Source organism: Enterococcus diestrammenae (assembly GCF_049384045.1).
GTDB lineage: Bacteria > Bacillota > Bacilli > Lactobacillales > Enterococcaceae > Enterococcus_C > Enterococcus_C diestrammenae.
Window position 1 is genome coordinate 92,130 of the sequence record NZ_JBMRGR010000011.1, and the last position, 19,735, is coordinate 111,864.

Annotated in this window: 13 protein-coding genes; 5 read left to right on the forward strand and 8 right to left on the reverse strand. The window is 43.6% G+C overall.

Going from position 1 to position 19,735, the window contains the following annotated elements; translation table 11 throughout:
* Window positions 1-575 precede the first annotated feature (575 nt).
* Window positions 576-2,387 carry a glutamine--fructose-6-phosphate transaminase (isomerizing) gene (gene glmS / locus ACO03U_RS09130; RefSeq protein ID WP_204687013.1) on the forward strand — a complete coding sequence of 604 codons (1,812 nt, stop codon included), beginning with the start codon at window positions 576-578 and terminating at the stop codon, window positions 2,385-2,387.
* 427 nt (window positions 2,388-2,814) lie between these two features.
* On the opposite strand, the gene ACO03U_RS09135 is transcribed toward glmS, so the two are convergent.
* From ACO03U_RS09135 to lepB, 7 genes are all read right to left on the reverse strand, one after another.
* Window positions 2,815-3,174: a GNAT family N-acetyltransferase gene (locus ACO03U_RS09135; protein ID WP_204687014.1), complete on the reverse strand. Its 360-nt coding sequence runs from the start codon at window positions 3,172-3,174 to the stop codon at window positions 2,815-2,817.
* A 97-nt stretch (window positions 3,175-3,271) separates the two neighbouring features.
* Window positions 3,272-5,689, reverse strand: coding sequence for a phenylalanine--tRNA ligase subunit beta (pheT, locus tag ACO03U_RS09140; protein WP_204687015.1), 2,418 nt, complete (start codon window positions 5,687-5,689; stop codon window positions 3,272-3,274).
* Between the two features lie 4 nt (window positions 5,690-5,693).
* Complete coding sequence (gene pheS, locus ACO03U_RS09145) at window positions 5,694-6,737, reverse strand: phenylalanine--tRNA ligase subunit alpha (protein WP_204687016.1); 1,044 nt, start codon at window positions 6,735-6,737, stop codon at window positions 5,694-5,696.
* Between the two features lie 457 nt (window positions 6,738-7,194).
* Window positions 7,195-7,518, reverse strand: coding sequence for a winged helix-turn-helix transcriptional regulator (locus tag ACO03U_RS09150; protein ID WP_204687029.1), 324 nt, complete (start codon window positions 7,516-7,518; stop codon window positions 7,195-7,197).
* Window positions 7,519-7,678: 160 nt separating this feature from the next.
* Complete coding sequence (addA, locus tag ACO03U_RS09155) at window positions 7,679-11,422, reverse strand: helicase-exonuclease AddAB subunit AddA (protein WP_204687030.1); 3,744 nt, start codon at window positions 11,420-11,422, stop codon at window positions 7,679-7,681.
* Window positions 11,423-11,498: 76 nt separating this feature from the next.
* The gene (locus ACO03U_RS09160) at window positions 11,499-15,083 is read right to left on the reverse strand and encodes a PD-(D/E)XK nuclease family protein (RefSeq protein ID WP_204687017.1); all 3,585 of its coding nucleotides are present in this window, start codon (window positions 15,081-15,083) and stop codon (window positions 11,499-11,501) included.
* A 349-nt stretch (window positions 15,084-15,432) separates the two neighbouring features.
* Complete coding sequence (lepB, locus tag ACO03U_RS09165; protein ID WP_161868704.1) at window positions 15,433-15,975, reverse strand: signal peptidase I; 543 nt, start codon at window positions 15,973-15,975, stop codon at window positions 15,433-15,435.
* A gap of 209 nt (window positions 15,976-16,184) precedes the next feature.
* On the opposite strand from lepB, the gene ACO03U_RS09170 reads away from it, so the two are divergent.
* Window positions 16,185-16,781, forward strand: coding sequence for a nitroreductase family protein (locus tag ACO03U_RS09170; RefSeq protein WP_161868705.1), 597 nt, complete (start codon window positions 16,185-16,187; stop codon window positions 16,779-16,781).
* A gap of 120 nt (window positions 16,782-16,901) precedes the next feature.
* On the opposite strand, the gene ACO03U_RS09175 is transcribed toward ACO03U_RS09170, so the two are convergent.
* Entirely contained in the window at window positions 16,902-17,390 is a 489-nt protein-coding gene (locus ACO03U_RS09175) for a hypothetical protein (protein WP_161868706.1), read from the reverse strand.
* A 231-nt stretch (window positions 17,391-17,621) separates the two neighbouring features.
* Here ACO03U_RS09175 and ACO03U_RS09180 point away from each other — a divergent pair, with 231 nt between their 5' ends.
* From ACO03U_RS09180 to ACO03U_RS09190, 3 genes are all read left to right on the forward strand, one after another.
* Window positions 17,622-18,143 (forward strand): HdeD family acid-resistance protein, encoded by a 522-nt coding sequence (locus ACO03U_RS09180; protein WP_204687018.1) that lies wholly within the window; start codon window positions 17,622-17,624, stop codon window positions 18,141-18,143.
* A 142-nt stretch (window positions 18,144-18,285) separates the two neighbouring features.
* Window positions 18,286-18,711: a hypothetical protein gene (locus tag ACO03U_RS09185; protein ID WP_161868708.1), complete on the forward strand. Its 426-nt coding sequence runs from the start codon at window positions 18,286-18,288 to the stop codon at window positions 18,709-18,711.
* A 413-nt stretch (window positions 18,712-19,124) separates the two neighbouring features.
* A complete protein-coding gene (locus ACO03U_RS09190; RefSeq protein WP_202625811.1) occupies window positions 19,125-19,376 on the forward strand; it encodes a hypothetical protein in 252 nt (83 codons plus the stop codon).
* Window positions 19,377-19,735: the final 359 nt, after the last annotated feature.

Sequence of the window (19,735 nt, forward strand, 5' to 3'; positions counted from 1 at the left end):
CTTTACAGTTATCTTAACAGAAATAACTCGTCTATCTAGGATGATAACGCAAAAGCCCCCTCATGGAAATCATTTCGCAAAAAACTTTCTGAATTGTCCCTTATTTTTCGAGAAAAGCAACCAGCACACCAAAATTGGTCTAGTTGTTGATTAGCCTGTTTATTTTTATCAAGTGAAATTCAGTAAACGTTTACCCAATGACTAACAAGGAATTTTTTTCTAAAAGCGTGTGACTATTCCATTGTCCACCAGAATCAAGGCTCTTAAAAATCTAATATACCAATTTAACTTAAATTGGAAAAAGATTGACACAAAATCAGTGAAAGGTTACAATTTCATTGTGTTTTTACGAAAATAAATAGCGGGAGGATAGTTAGACCATTTGGAATAGCGCCAGGCCTATCTACCAGATAGGTGACGAGGAAAGAGTTTATCGAAAGATTCGGCGGGTGACTCTAGGGACTGCCCCCTTAAGGTTAAGCCAAAACAGTTTTGCAAAAAGCTGAGACAAAAACTTAACCAGCAGCGTATAAAACACAGAAAAAATGTTGATTATAGAAAGTAGGACAATTTTTATGTGCGGAATCGTAGGAATCGTTGGCAAACCAGAAGCAGAAAAAGTGATTTTAACAGGATTGGAACGTTTGGAATATCGCGGCTATGACTCAGCTGGACTTTTCGTTGCAGATGGTACTTCGGATCACCTAGTCAAAGCTCAAGGACGCATCAAAAACTTAGAAGACAAGGTGACTCCCGCAGTAACAGGAACCATCGGCATCGGCCACACGCGTTGGGCCACACACGGCCGTCCTAGTGAAGCAAATGCCCACCCTCACACCTCGGAAAGTGGACGGCTCGTTTTGGTTCACAACGGAGTAATTGAAAATTTTGATACCTTGCAACACACGTATTTAGAAGGTGATCATTTGAAGGGCCAAACAGATACGGAAATTGCTGTCCATCTCATCGAATCCTTGATGAATCGACAAAAGTTAGATACCCTGACCGCTTTTAAAAAAGCCCTGAAGCTGATTCAAGGTTCTTATGCCTTTGCTTTAGTAGATAAAAAAGATCCCGAGACGATCTATGTGGCTAAAAATAAAAGCCCTTTGTTGATTGGCATAGGTGACGGCTTTAACGTCATCTGTAGTGATGCCTTGGCGATGCTCGATCAAACCCATCATTTTGTAGAAATTGAAGATGGCGAACTGGTTACAGTCACAGCTGATCAAATTCATATTGAAGATCAAAAGGGGAATCTTGTTTATCGAGAATCTTATGAAGCCCAGTTAGATTTAACTGATATCGAAAAAGGCACGTACCCCTACTATATGCTAAAAGAAATTGACGAGCAGCCAACTGTCATGCGTCGGTTGATTCAAGAGTATCGCAACCCGGACGGCAGCATCGCCATTGACGAGAAACTGCTTAAAAAAATCACTCAAAGCGATCGCATCTATATCATCGCTTGTGGAACTTCCAATCATGCTGGTTGGGCGGCGAAGCACTTGTTTGAAAAGCTCACCAAGATTCCTGTCGAAATTCATCTTTCCAGTGAATTTGGCTACAACATGCCTTTATTGTCTCAACACCCATTTTTCATCTACTTGAGTCAAAGTGGTGAGACGGCTGACAGCCGGCAAGTATTGGTGCGTACAAAACAGCTGGGTTATCCCGCCTTGACCATCACCAATGTAGCCGGTTCGACCCTTTCACGGGAGGCTGATTATACCTTGCTCCTTCACGCCGGACCAGAAATCGCGGTAGCTTCCACCAAAGCCTACACTAGTCAAATTGCCGTAATGGCCATTTTAGCGGAAGCTGTAGGTTTGGCAAAACAGCAACTTGCTGCCGCTGACTTCGCAATTTTTCAAGAGCTTTCGATTGTAGCGACGGCCATGGAAAGTCTCATTTCCGAAAAAGCGGCTTTAAGCCAGCTGACGGAGGATTATTTGGGAACAACTCGTAATGCTTTTTATATCGGTCGAGGCAATGATTACTATGTATCTATGGAAGCAGCTTTGAAACTTAAAGAAATCTCCTATATTCAAGCAGAAGGGTTTGCAGCTGGGGAGTTAAAGCATGGTACCATCGCCCTGATTGAAGAAGGAACACCCGTGATTGGGATTATCACCGATGCTACGACTGGCTCACATACCCGAGGCAACTTGCAAGAAGTGACTAGTCGTGGAGCCAAGACCCTAGTGATCGCATCAGAAGATTTAGCAAAAGTCGGCGATCAAATCCTCTTGCCGGTGGTCCATCCGCTACTGACTAGTCTACTCGCTGTCGTCCCTACCCAATTGTTAGCATATTTTGCGACATTACAGCGGGGCTACGATGTCGATAAACCCCGTAATTTGGCAAAATCAGTCACCGTTGAGTAAGATCAAGCTGTAGAGCAGCTCATTGGCTCTCCGAAAACGAAGGAAAACCGCCACAAGTTGCCTTATAAGCTACCCTACTAATAAGGAATCCGCCAGTTTTTGCTTCCGGAGAATGCCTCAGGTGGTAGTGGCACCGGTAAACACCAACCAAAGTATAGTTGGCATTTTGCTAGTCTACTTAGCAATTTCTACTTAGATGAACTGTCTGCATCATGTTTTTGATAGCTCCTTAACATGCCGGCATGACCCCCACTTAATTCCTGATAAGGCAGCTTTTTTTGGAGCTTAATGTTTATAAGTTCCTTGCCTATAAAAAGGATTCTTTCTCTATGCTGAGAAAGAATCCTTTTTGCTAGCAAAATTCCAGCTTTTCAATCGAAACGTTTAATAAAATATTACTTGGTGACCCCCACCATTGGGACATAGATCAGTTGGCCAAAACAGGTGTATCCTTGTTTTTGATAGAAAGCGGGGCTTGATAACTACAGGTTGTCAAGGTTATCGTTTTCGCTCCCCTTTCCTTCGCTTGCTTTTCACCAGCTTGTAACAACTGCCTACCGACTCCTAGCCTTTGATAGGTAGGCTTAACAGCTAATTGGCTTACGTGAGCCGTTTGATAGTTTCGTTTAATCACAATTCCTCCAACCAGTTCGCCCGCGAGATAGGCACCTAGAGAAATAGATTGCGTCGCAGCTTCCGCTAACTGGATTGCAGACAACTGTTGGCTAGCAAAAATTTCTTTTAAGCAAGCTAGGATCTGTGCCGGTTCCGTCTGCTTAATCTCCAACAAAGCCCTCTTTCAGATAGTCCTTTTGCAAACGAAAAAGAAAGACACCTTTTGAAGCTCGGGTGAAACCCAACCACAAAAAGTGTCTTCTTTTAGTTTAGCGAATCACCGCTGCCACGTTTTCAATCAAGGCTTTGGTTACTTTTTCCATACTACGATTGATCTCCTCGTCAGTAAGGGTCGCTTCAGGGTTTACGAAGGTTAGACTATAAGCCATCGATTTATGACCAGTTTCAATGTTATCTCCTTGATAGACATCAAACAAGGTCACCTTCTTCAAGAACTTCCCTGCTGCTTGGCGGATAACTTCAACGATTGCCTGATTGATAACTTCTTCTGCCACCAACATGGCAATATCCCGACTAACAGTTGGGAATTTCGAAACTGTTTGATAAACCAATGGGGCCACTTCTGCTTCCAGCAAAGCGACCAAGTTCAGTTCTGCAACATAAGTCTCAGGAATGTCATACCCTTTGGCAACAGTCGGATGTACTTGACCAACGAAACCAATTTTTACCTCATCCAAGTAGATCTCAGCCGAACGTCCCGGATGAAGATCAGCCATTTCAGCTTTTTGGTAAGTTATCCGATCAGCGACCTTGAATTTAACAAACACATTCGTCAGCATTCCTTTGATAGTGAAGAAATCGACTTTCACACTCTTGTCTTGCCAATCTTTGGCGATCATTTCACCAGTAATTGCCAAGGCCAGATGTTTTTCTTCTTGTGGCAAATCTTTCAACGGATCATGCTCTTGATAAAAGACCCGACCAATTTCATAAAAAGCTAAATTGTGATTCTTACGAGCAACATTGTAAGCAATATCATCTAGTAAGCCACTAATTAAGTTTAAGCGCAACACGGAACGTTCTTCCGTCATCGGCCAGTCTAAACGGGTTAGTTGACTAGCTTTTAACAAAAAACTTTCAGATTTTGCTTCGGTAGTCAAGGCGTAGCTGATGGCTTCTGTCAAACCAGCACCTTCCAAAAGACTGCGAAGATCCCGAGTTTTTTGCTGATTAGCAGTCAAACTCCCGGCAACAGTTTCCCCACTCGGCAAAGTAGATGGCAATTTGTCATAGCCATAAATACGTGCCACTTCTTCCACCAAATCCGCTTGAATGTGAATATCCCAACGACGTGGTGGCACACTAACGGTAAAGGTCCCGTTTTCTTCCAAACAAGGGAAGTCCAAGGCAGCGAAGACGTCAGTTACCTCTTTCACGCTTAATTCTGTTCCCAAAACCCAGTTGATGTGGGCCAACGTTGTGGTGACCACGGCGTTTTCTACCACTTCTTCGGTACCGACTACCGCGCCTGAGAGGACTTCACCACCTGCCAACATGGCGATCATGGCCGCTGCTACATCCCCGGCTTCACCGACAGTTCCACGATTGATGCCTTTTTCAAAACGCGCAGATGACTCACTCCGCAAATTAAACCGTTGGGAAGTTTTCCGAATGGCAGTGCTATCGAACAAAGCCGCCTCTAAAGCGACAGTTGTCGTTTTGTCAGTGATTTCAGAATCTAAGCCCCCCATCGTCCCGGCAAGAGCGACGGGAATACGACCATTGGTAATAACGATATCTTCTGTGGTTAATTGACGCGTTTCCCCATCCAAAGTGACTAACGCTTCTTTTTCTTGGGCACGTCGTACTAAAATTTCTTGTGATCCCAATTGATCATAGTCGAAAGCGTGCAAAGGTTGTCCAAACAAAAGTAAAATATAGTTCGTAACATCCACAACATTATTGATGGGACGGATTCCTTCCGCCATCAAACGGTTTTGTAACCATTGAGGACTGGGGGCAATCTTCACATTTTCGATGATACGAATTTGATATGCTGGCGCATCGTTTTCAGCTGCCACACTGACCTTAATTTTATCGGCTGCTGGGCGCGCCACTTCAACTAACGGTTCATCTTTGAAGACTGGCTTTTGACCATAGATGGCACCGACTTCGTGAGCGACCCCGCGAATCGATAACGCGTCGGCCCGATTTGGTGTGATAGATAAATCGATAATGGCATCATCCATGCCTAAATAAGAGAAGACTTCCTCCCCGACGACCGCATCAGCTGGCAAATACTGAATGCCTTCTGAAAATTCTTTGGGGATCACGCTATCGGAAAAACCAATTTCTTGTAACGAACAAATCATGCCGTTGGACACTTGGCCCCGCATTTTCCCCTTTTTAATTTTCACATTGCCGGCGATTCGGCTCCCGGGCAAGGCCACGATTACCTTGATTCCTGCTTTGACATTTGGCGCACCACAGACAATTTGGGATAACTCTTCTTCGCCGATATCCACTTGGCAAATGGAGAGGTGATCCGAATCAGGATGAGGAACGCACTCAACTACTTTCCCCACAACAATTTTTTTCAATCCTTCTGAAGGGTAATGAACCCCTTCCACTTCGATACCTGTTACAGACATCTTATCTCCTAACTCTTTAGCGGAGATATTGGACAAATCTAGGTATTCTTGTAACCATTTATATGAAACCAACATGTTATTATTCCCCCTTGAACTGGCTCAAAAAGCGCACATCATTTTGATAGAAATTACGAATATCATTGACCCCATAACGTAACATCGCTACTCGATCTGGCCCTAAGCCAAAAGCAAAACCTGAATAAACCTCTGGATCGATGCCACTCATCGTCAAGACGTCTGGATGCACCATTCCTGCTCCCAGGATTTCAATCCAGCCGGTATGTTTGCAGACATTACAGCCAGCGCCACCACATTTGAAGCAGCTCACATCCACTTCGACTGATGGTTCAGTGAAAGGAAAATAACTTGGACGTAGGCGGATCTTACGGTCAGCACCAAACATTTTTTTCATCATGACTTCCAAAGTCCCTTTTAAATCAGCCATCGTCACGTTTTTATCAATCACCAAACCTTCTATTTGGTGGAATTGATGGCTATGGGTGGCATCGTCGGTATCACGTCGGAAAACTTTCCCTGGAGAAATCATCCGCAAAGGCCCTTGACTAAAATCATGTTTTTCCATCACCCGAGCTTGGACTGGCGAAGTATGGGTCCGAATCAGTACTTCGTTGGAAATATAAAACGTATCTTGCATATCTCGAGCTGGGTGGTCTTTAGGTAGATTCATCCGCTGAAAATTGTAGTGATCAGATTCTACTTCATTGCCTTCGATGACTTGGTACCCCATGCCCACAAAGATATCTTCAATTTCTTCTAAAATCTGAGTTAACACATGACGGTTACCTTGAGGGATTTGTTTTCCTGGCAATGTGACATCGATCGCTTCTTTGGCCAAGGCCAAATCCAAGGCAGCCGCTTCTAACTCTGCTTTTTTCGTCGCAATCGCCGCCGTTAATTCATCACGGATTTCATTCGCAAAAGCGCCGACTTTTGGGCGTTCTTCAGTGGAAAGATCTTTCATCCCCCGCAATACTTCAGTAATTGGTCCTTTTTTACCAAGAGTTTCCACCCGAATTTGGTTTAAGACATTCAGGTCACTCGCAGCGGCAATCTTAGCTGCTGTCTCAGTCTTTAAGGCTTCTAGTTTTTCTTGTAAAGACATGATGTCACTCCTATTCTTTCATTTGTTGGTTAGTTGATCAATCGGATCAATGGTTGGCAAAAAAGCAAAAATTGGCAGGTAAGCGTTTAGCCGATTTGTGAAGATAAATATGGTTAGACTTGGCACGATAGAATTTTAACTTGTGAAAATATCATGCCTTAGTCGATAAAAAAACGCGACCTTTCGCCCCTAAAGGAGCGAAAAATCGCGTTACCATCCTAATTTGTGGTGAAACCACACTCTTAATTCCAATAACGATGGCATCACCCACCGGCCAGACTAACATAAACCTAGCTAGACCTGACGAGCTCCGGAAGTGAACTTCATTTTTCGCATACTCAACCTGCTTTCAGTCTATGACAGGTCTCCCTTTTCAGTATCAGCCAAACTACTCTTTTCCATCGCTGCTCTTTATGCTATCCAATTGACCCTAGTGTACAGAATTGTTTGCAAAAAATCAACTACATTCTGCTTCAGTGATCCATTTTTCACTCCATTGCTTGACACTAATCAAGCTATTTTCCAGGTCAATCCCTTTATCTGTCAAGCTGTAGAGATTTTGATGTTTCACTAAAATTCCTTCTGCAGCCAACTCTTTCAAACGTTCTACTAATACCCGATCACTGACGTCGGGAATCTTATTGGCGAGATCCACAAATCGTTGGGGACCATCTTCTACTAAAACATCTAAAATCAGTCCATTCCATTTCTTCCCTAAAATGGTAAAAGCTTTCTCAAATTTCGGACAAAGGGTAAAATCTTGCGTTTGTAAGGCTTCCATCTTCTTCACCTCAATCTTATCTCCTTCACATGTAAGGCAATGTGACAACTCAGTTAACCGATGACTCGCCTGTTTCCACATCTAAATTCCTTGTCAGTATAGCACATTTCTTATTTTTTGTAAGTTAACAGGCCGTTTTTTTCCAAATAATCATCTTTTTTTAAAGATTGAGGATTTTTCTTTCCGCTAACCAAACTAACGCAGTAGTCGTCACAGGTTTTCCTAACGCTTGTTCCAAAGCCTGCTTATAAAGAGTCAACTGGCCTTGATAGCGCTCCTTCATCACTTCTTCGCTACCACTAAGCACAAAGTCCGTCTTAAAGTCATACAAGTAAATCTGGTCGGCTTCTTCGATATACCCATCGATTATCCCATGAATCAGCAGCTCATCTTGGGTAGCATCATATTCTCGGAAAATCTCCCGAGCCTCTTTCAACATCGCAAAGGGTTGCTCCCGATGGACATTTTCTGGGTTTTCTCGCATTTTTTGCCCCAGTGTTCCCGTCAAGAACCAAGCAACTGCGGCAAAATCGATCCTTTCTGCCAATTCAGGAGTCAGTAGCCGGTGCTTCACCAGCTTATCGGCAAATCCTTGCAAATGACCCGCAGAAGGTTCCAAATCTAACGGCCACAATTGCAAAAATAAATGGGTGGCCGAGCCAACTTGATTACCAGCTACACTTGTTTCTTCCAAAAAGGGCGGTTTTGGTAGCTCCGTCTCAGTAAAACGATAACGCCGATTGGTTTCTTGCTCCTCGACACTTAACCAATCGATCCTTGCCTCATCACTGTTATCGGGATCGTCAAACATCCGCTTAATCTCAGAAACCGACTGGTAGCTGGTGGTTTTTGTTGCTTTTTCATGGGGATACTGATAATCCAAACGCTGCTTCAGCCGTTGAAACTCCCCTTCCAATTGCTGTTGCTCCGTTACTCGTAAAGCGTCTTGCGGCGATTGCATTGCTGCATCATCAGTTTCTTCTGTCACTTTTTGGGCTTGTAATGTTGTCACCCATGAAATAACTTGCGCTTCATCATAGAAGGAAATGACAAAGTCCACCGGTGCTTCCACCGTCAAGGCTCTGTCGGCAGCTTCTGGGAAATAAGTCGTCATTTGAGGATGCCGCCACAAAGTTCGCCCTACCCAGTTCATTAAGACATTGGCGGCTTGCATCCGCAAAGCCGGATTTAAAACCACTTCAGTTTGATTGCTCGCTTGCTGCCATTTTTTGCCAGCTTCGGCCTGATCTTTATAAGAACCTACCAAAAATAGCTTTTGCTCCGCACGAGTCAAGGCAACATAGAGTTTCCGCATCTCTTCAGAGTAGGCTTTTTGCCGCCGAACTTGTAAGAGGGCCTGATAAGGCAACGTTTCATACTCGACCCGCGTCTCTGGTTCTAAATACTTAATCCCAGCCCCTAGCTTTTCTTCAAAAAGATAGCGGGTTTGAAAATCTTGTTGACTCATTTCCCGAGACATATCCATGACAAAAACCACAGGAAACTCCAGCCCTTTACTTCCGTGAATCGTCATGACGCGAACTGCATTTTCCACCGGTGTCGCCAGAGGTTTAGCCAAATCCACTTGCTTTTCTTGCATCCGTTCCACCATCCGGATGAACTTATACAACCCACGGAAGCTGGAACCTTCATAGGTTTGGGCCCGATCCACCAAAGCGATCAAATTGGCATAGCGTTGCCGTCCCACAGCCATGGCCAACACATGATCCAGATATCCCGTATCGTCATAAATCTGCCAAAGCAGCTCGGGAATCGAACGCACTTTTGATAAATCCCGCCAAGTGGTTAGCTGCGCCAAGAAAGCCGTCACTTTTTCTTGTAACTGCGCTTCCCCTACTTGCCCATACGCCAAAAGTGCCTGGTAGAAACTGCCCTGCTTCTCAGCGACACGAATTTGCCCTAGCTCCGGTTCAGTCAAACCGACAATCGGAGAACGCAATACTGCCGCCAGCGGGATATCATTGTCGGGATTATCGATAATCGTCAGCAGACTAATCATCGTTTGAATTTCTGTTGTTTGGAAATAGTTTTCCGCATCACTGATTTCCAAAGGGATGTTAAGTTGTTGAAAACAGGTGATGATCTCTTCATTTTTTGTCTTCGTCGGTGTCAGCAAAACAATGTCGCGATATTCAATAGGTCGCAGGCTTTGCTTTTTCTTGTCGTAAACTTGAAACCCTTCCGTCATCAACTGACGAATTTTGGCAGCCGTCAGGAGTAACTCCCCTTGGGTTTTATTTTCGATTTGTTGTGAAGAACGGGGTTCCCCTTTCTCATAGATGAGAAGTTCCGTCTCAAAGCCTGGAACCTCTGGGAAATCAGGAAATGCCGGAATCAAAGCCGCCGCTTCATCATAAGCAATTTGTCCAACCGCCGGATCCATCAACTGCTTGAAAACCAAATTGGTAAAATCCAAGACTTCATGACGACTGCGGAAATTCTCTGCCAAAATAATCCGTCGTCCCCCGTCTTGGTCACCAAAAGCTAAATACTTGTCGATAAACAAGGTTGGATCCGCTAAACGAAAGGCGTAGATGGACTGCTTCACATCCCCCACCATAAACATATTCCCCAAACGCTCTTCGTGACTCGTCAGATCCACTTGGCGCACATAATACAAAATCGCTTCTTGTAGTCGGTTGACATCTTGGTACTCATCCACCATCACTTCAGCAAACTTTTGCCGGTAGTAGGAACTCGCTCCCGGTTGGTCTGCTGACGTACCTTGTAAAATCTGCAGCGTATAGTGTTCTAAATCATTGAAATCCAACAAGCCTTTCGCTAGTTTACGATTTCGATAGTTTTGTAAAAAGTCGCTAGTCAATTGAGCTAGTTTGGCCACAAGGGGTTGCGCCAAAGCCATCAAGGTTTGACTGTCTGCAGGTGAATAAGGCATCAGCTCTTTTAAAACAGCAATTTGCTCTTTACCAGCTTTACGATGGGCTAGTAATTCTTGGGACAATTCTTTATTTTCATTGCGTTTCGCTACTAAACGACTATCCAAAGTGAGACTGGACAATTGCAAGTAAAAATCCTCCACGCGATCTTCCTGCAACGCGTCAGCTAGTCGTTGCAACTGAGGCCGTTCTTCTTGTAGTTTCGTTAAGTAATTACTAAAGGCTACCTGACTTTCAGCTAGATGCAAAGCTTGTTGATATTCCGCTAAAGCCAAAGCGAGATTCGCAACTAGCTGGGGTTTCAATTGCTTCTGGTACAGAGGATTCTCCTGAAAAGGAAGCTTTGTTTCATAGCTTTCCGGTAAAGCAGCGAGCCACCCTTCTGGATCAGGATTAGCGACTGCAAATAGGTATAGTCGCATCACCAAATTCGTCAGTCCTTCATCAGAACGGTCATTGGAGAAGTTTTCTACCAATTGATAAAAAAGGTCATCCTCAGCTGCATAGTAGCTTTCCCGCAGCTCCTCCCAGACTTCCTCTTTTAAAAGTAAGGTTTCCGTCTCATCAGTCAGCATGCGAAAGACCGGGTCAATCCCAATCAAAAAGTAAAAGCGACGAATAACAGTCAAACAAAAAGCATGCAAAGTCGAGATATTGGCTTGTGGCAACAATGTCAGCTGATGGGCATAATGGGCTTGCAGTTTCGGGTCACTTTCCTTGCTCAAAGCATCGGATAATGCCCTTTGAATCCGTTCTTTCATTTCGCGAGCCGCCGCTTCCGTAAAGGTCACGATTAGCAGCTCATCCACGTTAGTCCCGCTTTTCAGTTTTTCGATCACTCGCCGTACCAAGACCGTGGTCTTCCCCGATCCAGCAGACGCCGAAACTAAGAGGTTGTCCCCACCGTCAAAGACTGCTTGCCACTGTTTGTCAGTAAAATGTTCGTTATCTGGTTTTAAAGGAATTGTGCCTGGGCTTTGTTGCATTGGCTCCTTTTCTGGCAAAGAATCCCACAAGCTTCCCTGTCTGTTTTCCTCGAAGTTTTCTGGCTGCTTGCTTTGTTTATTCGGCATCAGACTCACCCTCCTTCATATCAGTAAATAACGCTTCTGGTGATTGATTGACCAAACGATGATAATCGTTTTCCTTAAGCATCACGTCAAAGCTACAAACACTGCGGAAAGGACAAAAACTACAAGCCCGTTTGCCATTGGGCGCTAAGAACGGATTCAAAGCTAGTTCCCCCGTAACGATGCGTTCCGCAGCATTTTGCATCTTTTTACGGTTGAACTGCCGCAACACTTGGATCTCTTCATCCGTATAAAATGTTTTGGTTTGTGCCGAATTTTTCAAAACGCCCTTGACGTCTCTTGTCAGAGGAAAAAGCTGCGATGTGCCTTTAGGTTCAGGCGTATCATCCATTTCTGCAAACAAACTGCCATCCTTCAAGTAGAACCCTTTCATACGGTATTTACTCAAAAGCTGATTTTGAAGGGCTTCTTCGGGTTTTAAAACGGGATCTTGGATGCGCATATAATAGGCACCCGCCGGACGAACCTCATCGGTACCGATCAGTGCTTCCGCATCTTGCAAAGCGACATCCAAATAAGTAATCAGCTGCATGGCCAAGCCGTAATAAGCCTCTAAAAGACTAAAACTTTTATCGCCAGACTTATAATCCACCACTGCCAACCACGTTTTTCCATCTGCTTGAGCCACATCAATACGGTCGATTTTCCCGCGAACTTTCAAGGTCCCGCCATTGCTCAAAGGCAGATTGATACCAGGAAATCCGGGTTTACCAGCAATTTCACCAAAAGCAACTTCAGTTTTCACTGGTCGTAAGCGGGTCTTTTGCTGTTGTTGTTGCAGGGCCCAGGTCATTTTAGAGACAGTCTTGCCCAAGCGATGCCGAAGATAGTTCATACGTGCTGAGCTAGCTAAGACACCATACTGGGGTTCTCCAAAGATTTCTTTTAATAAGCCCTCAATCAATTCTTCCCGTTCTTGGGTGGACAAGTTAGCCAAATCGGTGCCAATTGCATTCACGGCTTTTAAGAAACGATCCAAGGCATCATGGAACAAACTCCCCGTCATCATGGGATCGATTCCGTAAACTTCTCGTTCTTGTAGACGCAAGCCAAAACCAGCAAAGAAACGATATTCGCACTCATAAAAACTTTCCAGGCGGGAAACAGAGGCACGGATATCGGTACCATAAATTGTTTCTGCTAAAGCCGGATCAAGGGGTACCGGAACGTTTTGATGACTGCGACCGGCAAAGGCCTGTGCTGCAATTGCCGCTACTGGTGAGTCTCTGAGGGCTTGTTCCAATCGTTGCCAAACATAGGAAAGCGAGACTTTTTCATCCACAGATTGGCGATAAAGATTATTCAGCTGCCCGATTAAACTACGATAGCTAGTGACAAAGTTCTCAGGAGGTGCTTCCGGCGTCAACAGTTTTCGTTCTGTTACTGGAAGTTGTAACTGGCTAACAAAACGAGCGACATACGGGGAAAGTTGGATATTTTGTTGGGTATCTTGATTCGCCGCATAACTCAAATATAGTTGGTCAGTTGCGGAGAGAAATAGTTTATAGGCAATCAGTGGAGAGCGAGCCGACTGTTCCCGACTACCCTCTTTCATAAATTTCTCCTCTGGTAAAACCTGATTCAACCGTTGTCGCTCTTCATCTGTCAATAAGCTCTGGTTGGTACTAGCTTGAGGGAAATTTGTCTCATTTAAGCCGATTGCAAAAGTCACTCGGCATTGCCGTGGACGAGCCAAAGTTAGCTGATTGACTTGAATTTGATCAATGGTGGAGGGAACCCGACCATAAGCGGTGTTTTCCAAACCTGTCGCGAAAACTTCTGTAAAAAGCTCGTTATCAAACGGATCTTCACCATAAATTTGGACATACTCATCCATCAATGTCATCAACGAACCCCATGTTTGTTCATGACTGCGGGCTTGTTCCAGTTTTCCCACCGCTACTTCTCGATCCCGCCAAGCTAAAACAGCTTTTTCGACTCCAGCTGTGACCAAGAATTGATAAAGCCAAGTTACCGCTTGGCGACCGTCTTTTGCCTCTGGTAATTTCTTGAGAAAACTACCTACGCCATCTCGAAAACTTCGACGCAATCGGTTGGAAGCCTTTGTCAAAGGCCCGCTTTCCAAATGCGCTTGGTTTTCAAAATCATACTCCACTACCGGCCAGTCATTTTTCCCAAGCCACCAATGTCCCTGAAAATTATTTTTCAGAGCCAAATTTTCAGTAAGATCCACATCTTGACGGAACAAGGCCAACGCACTTTCCCAATCTCCTTGCGTTTCCACCAAATATTCTTTAGGGAGAAACAATTCGCTTTTAAGTAAGCGCAAAATATCTTCTAAGCGATAATGATAACGGGGCAGTTCCAATAAACCTCGCAAAAACTCCACCAAAGGATGCTGATCCATCATAGCTTTTTGGTCGATATAAACTGCCAATTCCGCCTCTTGAAAAATCCGTGGCAACAACTGCCCATAGGTTTGCAAGTCATTGGTCACCAACTGGATATCTTTCAGACGTAAGGTAGGATCTGCAGCTAATAAACGGCGTATTTCACTAGCAATTTGGCGTAATTCCTCTTCTGGCGTCACGGCTTTCCACAAATGTACTTGCGAGGACAAATCCAGTTGACGCCGATAATGACCTTGATTGGTCGTCAGCCGCCAAAATGCTTCTAACTCCACCAAATTGGCATACTCATGGCAATCACCTGCTGGAGGTAAAACTTGGACTTTGGCTCCCACTTCGCGAGCTGTTCCCGTCAATTGATAAAAAATAGAGCCCGTGGTATAAAAAAGATCCAGCGGGGAGGGTTTGGCCGTCGTATATTGCTGGTCAAGCATCAACGCAACTGTCAACTGAGCCTTTTCCAAAAGAACCTGTAACAGCTGGATTTCTTGGGCATAGAGCTCTTCAAAGCCATATGCGATAAACAAGGTGTTCGACAGATCAGGTGTCTCGATGAAATCCTGCGGCAGCTCCCCTTTTAAGTAGGCTGTCAAGACGGCTAGAGGATCCGCCACTTGCAAATTCCGGGCCGCTAACGCTTCTTGATAGCGACTCAAAATCTGAGCAATCTCCCCCATTTTTTCCTGTTGGTCTTGCCATTTCACCACTTCAGTCGCTTGTAAGCTGGCAAATTGCTCTTCATTTGGTGTAACCAATAACTCTTGAGGACTTAAATTGCCTGAGAGCAACTCGTTATTTAGATCCAAGAGTTGGCGAATAAATCCCGTTTTTTGGACTTCACCTTTAAAAACCACCAAATCATCTTGCATCTCTGCTAAAATCCGTCGCATCAACATGGCGCTACCAGCATCACTGATAGTGTCTTCCGTCAATAGACCTGTTTGTTGTAAAAAGTACCACGCCAAACGATAAAAACTAAAAACCTGCACTTGAATGGTACTGTAGTCTGGTGTTTTTTCCCGTTGTTTTAAAGCATGGAGTAATTCTTGTTCTTGCAAAAATTTATTGTAATTAGGTACGAGAAAAAAGACGTTGCCGCCAGTTTCTTCCCGCCAGGAAACAGCCTCGTCGATGACTCGTGTTTGATGGTCACAGTTGCCATGGCCTAAAATAAAACGTAAGCCCATATCCATAGCGCTCCTTTCTTCCTTTACTTGTCCATATCCAAACGACAAAGGATAGCTCTAGTATACCTGTTTTTTTGTCGTCCCGTCCACGGGAACAAAAAGTAAAAAAAGTGGTAATTATCTTTTTCCAAACATCACGATGACCAGTTGATATCCTCTTTACTCTCTATCCATGATAGATTACTCATTTGTAAACTAGTAAGGGCTAAAATCCCAGTCTCCAAACAACATAAGCCTATCTTCCAATCTCTCTTAATGGAAGATAGGCTTATGTTGTTTGTGTTTCACGTAGCTTAATATTTACTTTGGAGGACTAAATGAAGACGGTTGTTCCGAGCTCTTTTTGCTTTTACTCTTTGATCAGCCCGAACTCTTGCAACGGCCAAAAGATAAATTTGACATCCCCGACAATATCAGCTTCTTTAATAAAACCGATGGAACGAGAGTCTTTTGAGATACGACGGTTATCCCCCAACACTAGCACTTCACCATCAGGAATCTTGCCAAATGAAAAAGAAGTTTCCTGATTTGGACCTAACGTCAATGGTAACCCATCGGAAATTTGTTGTTCGAAATCCTCTAAATAAGGCTCTGCAGTCAATTTACCATCGATGTAAAGAGCCCCTTCTCGATATTCCACCTCTTCACCCGGCAAGCCGATGACCCGTTTGATATAGTTTTTATCCGTTTCATCCGGTGCTGGAAAAGTGACGATGTCAAAGCGTTTAATATCTCGATTTAAAAGAGCTATCACCCGTTCCCCATCTGCTAATGTGGGATCCATTGAATCACCTTTTACAATTACTGGGGTAAACACGAATTGCCGCAACAGCCACAAAACGACAAAGAGTCCCGCCAGATATAAGACTGTTTTCAGCCACTCTTTTTTCAAAAGCTCACGTCCTTTTTTCGTTGAATCTGTTTTAAGTTTACCATAGCCTAGGCCTGTCAGAAAATCAAAGACCCTTTATCACTAGAAAGTCTTAAGGTCCCTTTTATGAATGATCAAGTTAGCAGCCGAAGCAAATTAATTTACTTACTTTTCGTTAGTTGCTATACTCTCTCTTGTACTTAAGAAAACAACCAAAAAGGAGTTTTACCATGACAACATTTAAAGAAGCCCTTAAAAACCGTCGTTCCATTTACACCTTAGGCCGCAACGTAGACCTGACTGAAAGCCAAATTGAAGACTTAATTACTGAAGCCGTCAAATATAGCCCTACTGCTTTCAATGCTCAATCTCCTCGTGTCGTGATTCTCTTTGGTGCAGCCCATGAAAAACTTTGGGAAATGACTGAAGCTGCCTTGAAACCTTTAACCCCTGCAGAAGCATTTCCAAATACGCAAGCTAAATTGGCTGGTTTTAAAGCCGGCTTAGGAACGGTTTTATTCTTCAAAAATACAGATACCGTGAAAAACTTGCAAGAACAGTTTGCCTTGTATGCTGACAATTTCCCTGATTGGTCAGAACAATCAAATGGGATCGCTACTGCCAATACTTGGGTTGCCTTAGAAGAAGCTGGCTTAGGAGCCAACTTGCAACACTACAATCCAGTTATTGACGAAGCAGTTGCTCAAGAATGGGATATCCCTACCAACTGGCAATTACGCTCCCAATTGGTCTTCGGTTCCAAAGAAGGCGAAGCTGGTGAGAAAGATTTCTTAGCAGATGACGAACGTTTCCGGGTCATTCGCTAAATCAATTGGTTGTAGCTAATAACCGTTTGACTTCAATATAATATCATTAAAGCGTCATTCAAAACACGCCCGCACAATTGCCAAATGGCTTTGCGCAGGCGTGTTTTCTTATTGAAGCTGCTATTTTTTTCCCTCATCAGAATCCATCAACAAAATTTCGATGGCGGTTCCTTTTGGCAGATGTTCCGATAAAAAGAGGGCAATTTCTTCTACTGGTGCATCGAAAATCAATAAAGGCCCTCGCATTCCGTGGCGAAAAAAATTCATTTTGGTTTGCTGAGGTGTTGCCAATAAAACGACTCGCTCAACCTCATTGTAAGGGACTCCTCGCAGATCCATTGAATTGTTGACAATCCGGTCTTGCCCCAAACCTTTGGAGTCAAAAAGAAAACTCAAAATGAACAAGGCTGCAATAATTCCTCGCAAATAGTCTTCTGGTAATTTGGCTTCATGAATCGTTAATAACAAGCCACCGACTGCCAAAAAGGGAATCGCTGTCACTAAACTAGTACGCCGCTTGGAAGTAAAGACTAAATCTTTGCGCACTAAAAACAAATACAGGTACAGCACTAGCAACAAACCGATTAGCAATAAGGTAAAGCCGCCCATGATGCACCTCCTCCTTCGATTGGGTCTCCTTCAAAGATACTTTATCCCGGTATTTTTGACAAATATTCTTCCCTCTCCTTCAAAAAGTGCATTTCAAAGAAGAATTTTGACGCTATCCTTTTCTAATTATTACCAAATCAGCTACAATAAAGAAAAGCATCGCAAGAATCTACTGAGAGCCAACAAAACCTTATCTTGGTATTTTACTGAAATTTTTGAGGAGGAATCTTTATGGAAGAATTTATGAAGAAAATGAACCAATATGATTTGTTGCGGGGCGTCTTGGCGACGATTTTAGGTCTTGTTATCATTTGGCGTCCGGGCATGGTTTTTAATGGGATTGTCTACATTATTGCTGCCTATTTTGCCTTGATGGGACTTTTAAATCTATACACTGCGCTGCGGGAAAAAGACCATCTTGCTGGTTCATACGCCCCAGGAATTTTATTGTTATTAGTCGCCTTGGCAGTCATCGTCTTAGCCAAACCGATTGTCGCTTTTATCCCCTTTTTACTCGGCTTATTTGTGGTAATCGGCGGCGTGCGGCAACTGCTTCAAGAAATCCAACTAAATCGACAAGGACTGGCCGGTACTGGTTGGTTTATCTTCGCTATTTTGATGATTATCGCAGGAGCCGTTTTACTTTTAAATCCTTTTAAAAGTGTATTGTTAATGTTTCGTATCTTTGGTGTCATCGCAGTCATTGTCGGGATATCAACCATGATTCGCTACCGGCAGCAGCGAGTCTCTTAAGTACTTCAAGATACCTATTCCATAACAACAACCAAAACAAAAGTTATTGCTTGACATTTTTATTAAAAATTGCATTTCTGATTGAATTTTTGCCGACGAACCTCTATACTGAGTCTAATCAAATCAGAAAGCCGGTGTGGCCGTGGCCGCAAGAAATAAACAGGAATTGCCTGTCATTTTTATCCGTGACTCCCAAGGCAATACCGTCGAAAAAATAACCGTTAAAGAATGGATGCGCCGCAAAGCCATCCAACAAAATGACAACTTTTTTATCAAGCTTTATCGTGAAGCTTTGAATTATTACGCAATGGATGACTTTGAGAAGGCAGAAGACCTGCTCTTGTATCTTTGTGAATCGACCCATTATAGCCATTACGAATATGTGGAACGCCTCGCAAATATTTATCGATTGGAAAAACGCCCAGACAAAGAGCGCTGTATCCTATTACTCTCCCATCGCCAACTACGGAACGATCCAATCTGCCTGCATATTGATCGTCGTTTGGAAAAACTCGATTACGATTTTCTACCATCAAACGGTTTGTTTAATCAAGCTTTTGGAAACTGATCAGTTACTGGTCAGTTTTTTTGTGGCCAAAGAAGTATGACACATCCAGATATATCTAAGCAGAAAACACTAAGTTAAACTAGCAAAGTAACCACAGATCTTCCGTAGGCATGTAGCACCACCACAATCCAAGAGACTCTCGGAAAGCAAGTCCGCTTTTTTTATGAGTCTAAGCTAGGAAAAATTGTCAGACTTCAAAAGCTAAGTGTCCCAACACAAAAAAGGCCCCTCCTGCTGTCCTCACCTTCGCTTCTGCCCGATTCCACCTTTCGCCTGCTGCTATCATCCAGTTTCATGCGTTTTGTTTTTCGAAAATGGGCTGCCGTGCTAAACTTAAAGAGGTATGAAAAAAAGTCGTTTTTTTTAAGGATAGGTTCCTAGTTTAACACCGACAATCAAAAGGAGGAGTTTCCATGAACAAAGAAGAATTGATTCAAAAAGTAAAAGATTTAATTGGTGAAGGAAATATCGAAGCCGCCCAAAAATTTGTGGAAGAACACAAAGATGATTTAGGAGAATACGCAGATAAAGCCAAAAATATGATTACCAATTTCAATCCTGATGAATTTGCCGATAAAGCCAAAGATGTTTTTGATGACGCAAAAGCCGCTGCTTCTGAACCAGATGGCATCGTTAATAAGATCAAAGACTTGTTCAACAAATAAGCTTTGCCCCAAAAATCCCGCCACCTGTCAAGGTTGCGGGATTTTATTTGGTCAGCTAGGTTGTTGATGAGCCTTTACGGTAAAATCATGGTGATTTTTTCCTACCAGCATAACGTGTTCTACACAAAAAGCCGAACTCGTGAGTTTCCTAGATTCACGAGTTCGGCTTGGCGTTGGTCCACTTATCTTTACTAAAATGATGAGTGGACTGTTCCAAAAAAGGAGAATTGCTGGAATTGACTTTCTTGACAGTGAAATGGTGCAAACAATCAATTCCTATTAGATCGTCGCAGCCCTGACTAGGAGCGTTCAAAGACCATGGGTTGCGACGGGATCTACTGCTTATTCATCAGTCGTCT

Bases quoted from the DNA above. Each gene is read 5' to 3' on its own strand.
- ACO03U_RS09175 (WP_161868706.1), bottom strand. From the start codon at position 17,390: ATGGGCGGCTTTACCTTATTGCTAATCGGTTTGTTGCTAGTGCTGTAC.
- ACO03U_RS09150 (WP_204687029.1), bottom strand. From the start codon at position 7,518: ATGGAAGCCTTACAAACGCAAGATTTTACCCTTTGTCCGAAATTTGAG.
- ACO03U_RS09160 (WP_204687017.1), bottom strand. From the start codon at position 15,083: ATGGGCTTACGTTTTATTTTAGGCCATGGCAACTGTGACCATCAAACA.
- pheT (WP_204687015.1), bottom strand. From the start codon at position 5,689: ATGTTGGTTTCATATAAATGGTTACAAGAATACCTAGATTTGTCCAAT.
- glmS (WP_204687013.1), top strand. From the start codon at position 576: ATGTGCGGAATCGTAGGAATCGTTGGCAAACCAGAAGCAGAAAAAGTG.
- addA (WP_204687030.1), bottom strand. From the start codon at position 11,422: ATGCAACAAAGCCCAGGCACAATTCCTTTAAAACCAGATAACGAACAT.
- pheS (WP_204687016.1), bottom strand. From the start codon at position 6,737: ATGTCTTTACAAGAAAAACTAGAAGCCTTAAAGACTGAGACAGCAGCT.
- ACO03U_RS09190 (WP_202625811.1), top strand. From the start codon at position 19,125: ATGAACAAAGAAGAATTGATTCAAAAAGTAAAAGATTTAATTGGTGAA.
- ACO03U_RS09180 (WP_204687018.1), top strand. From the start codon at position 17,622: ATGGAAGAATTTATGAAGAAAATGAACCAATATGATTTGTTGCGGGGC.
- ACO03U_RS09170 (WP_161868705.1), top strand. From the start codon at position 16,185: ATGACAACATTTAAAGAAGCCCTTAAAAACCGTCGTTCCATTTACACC.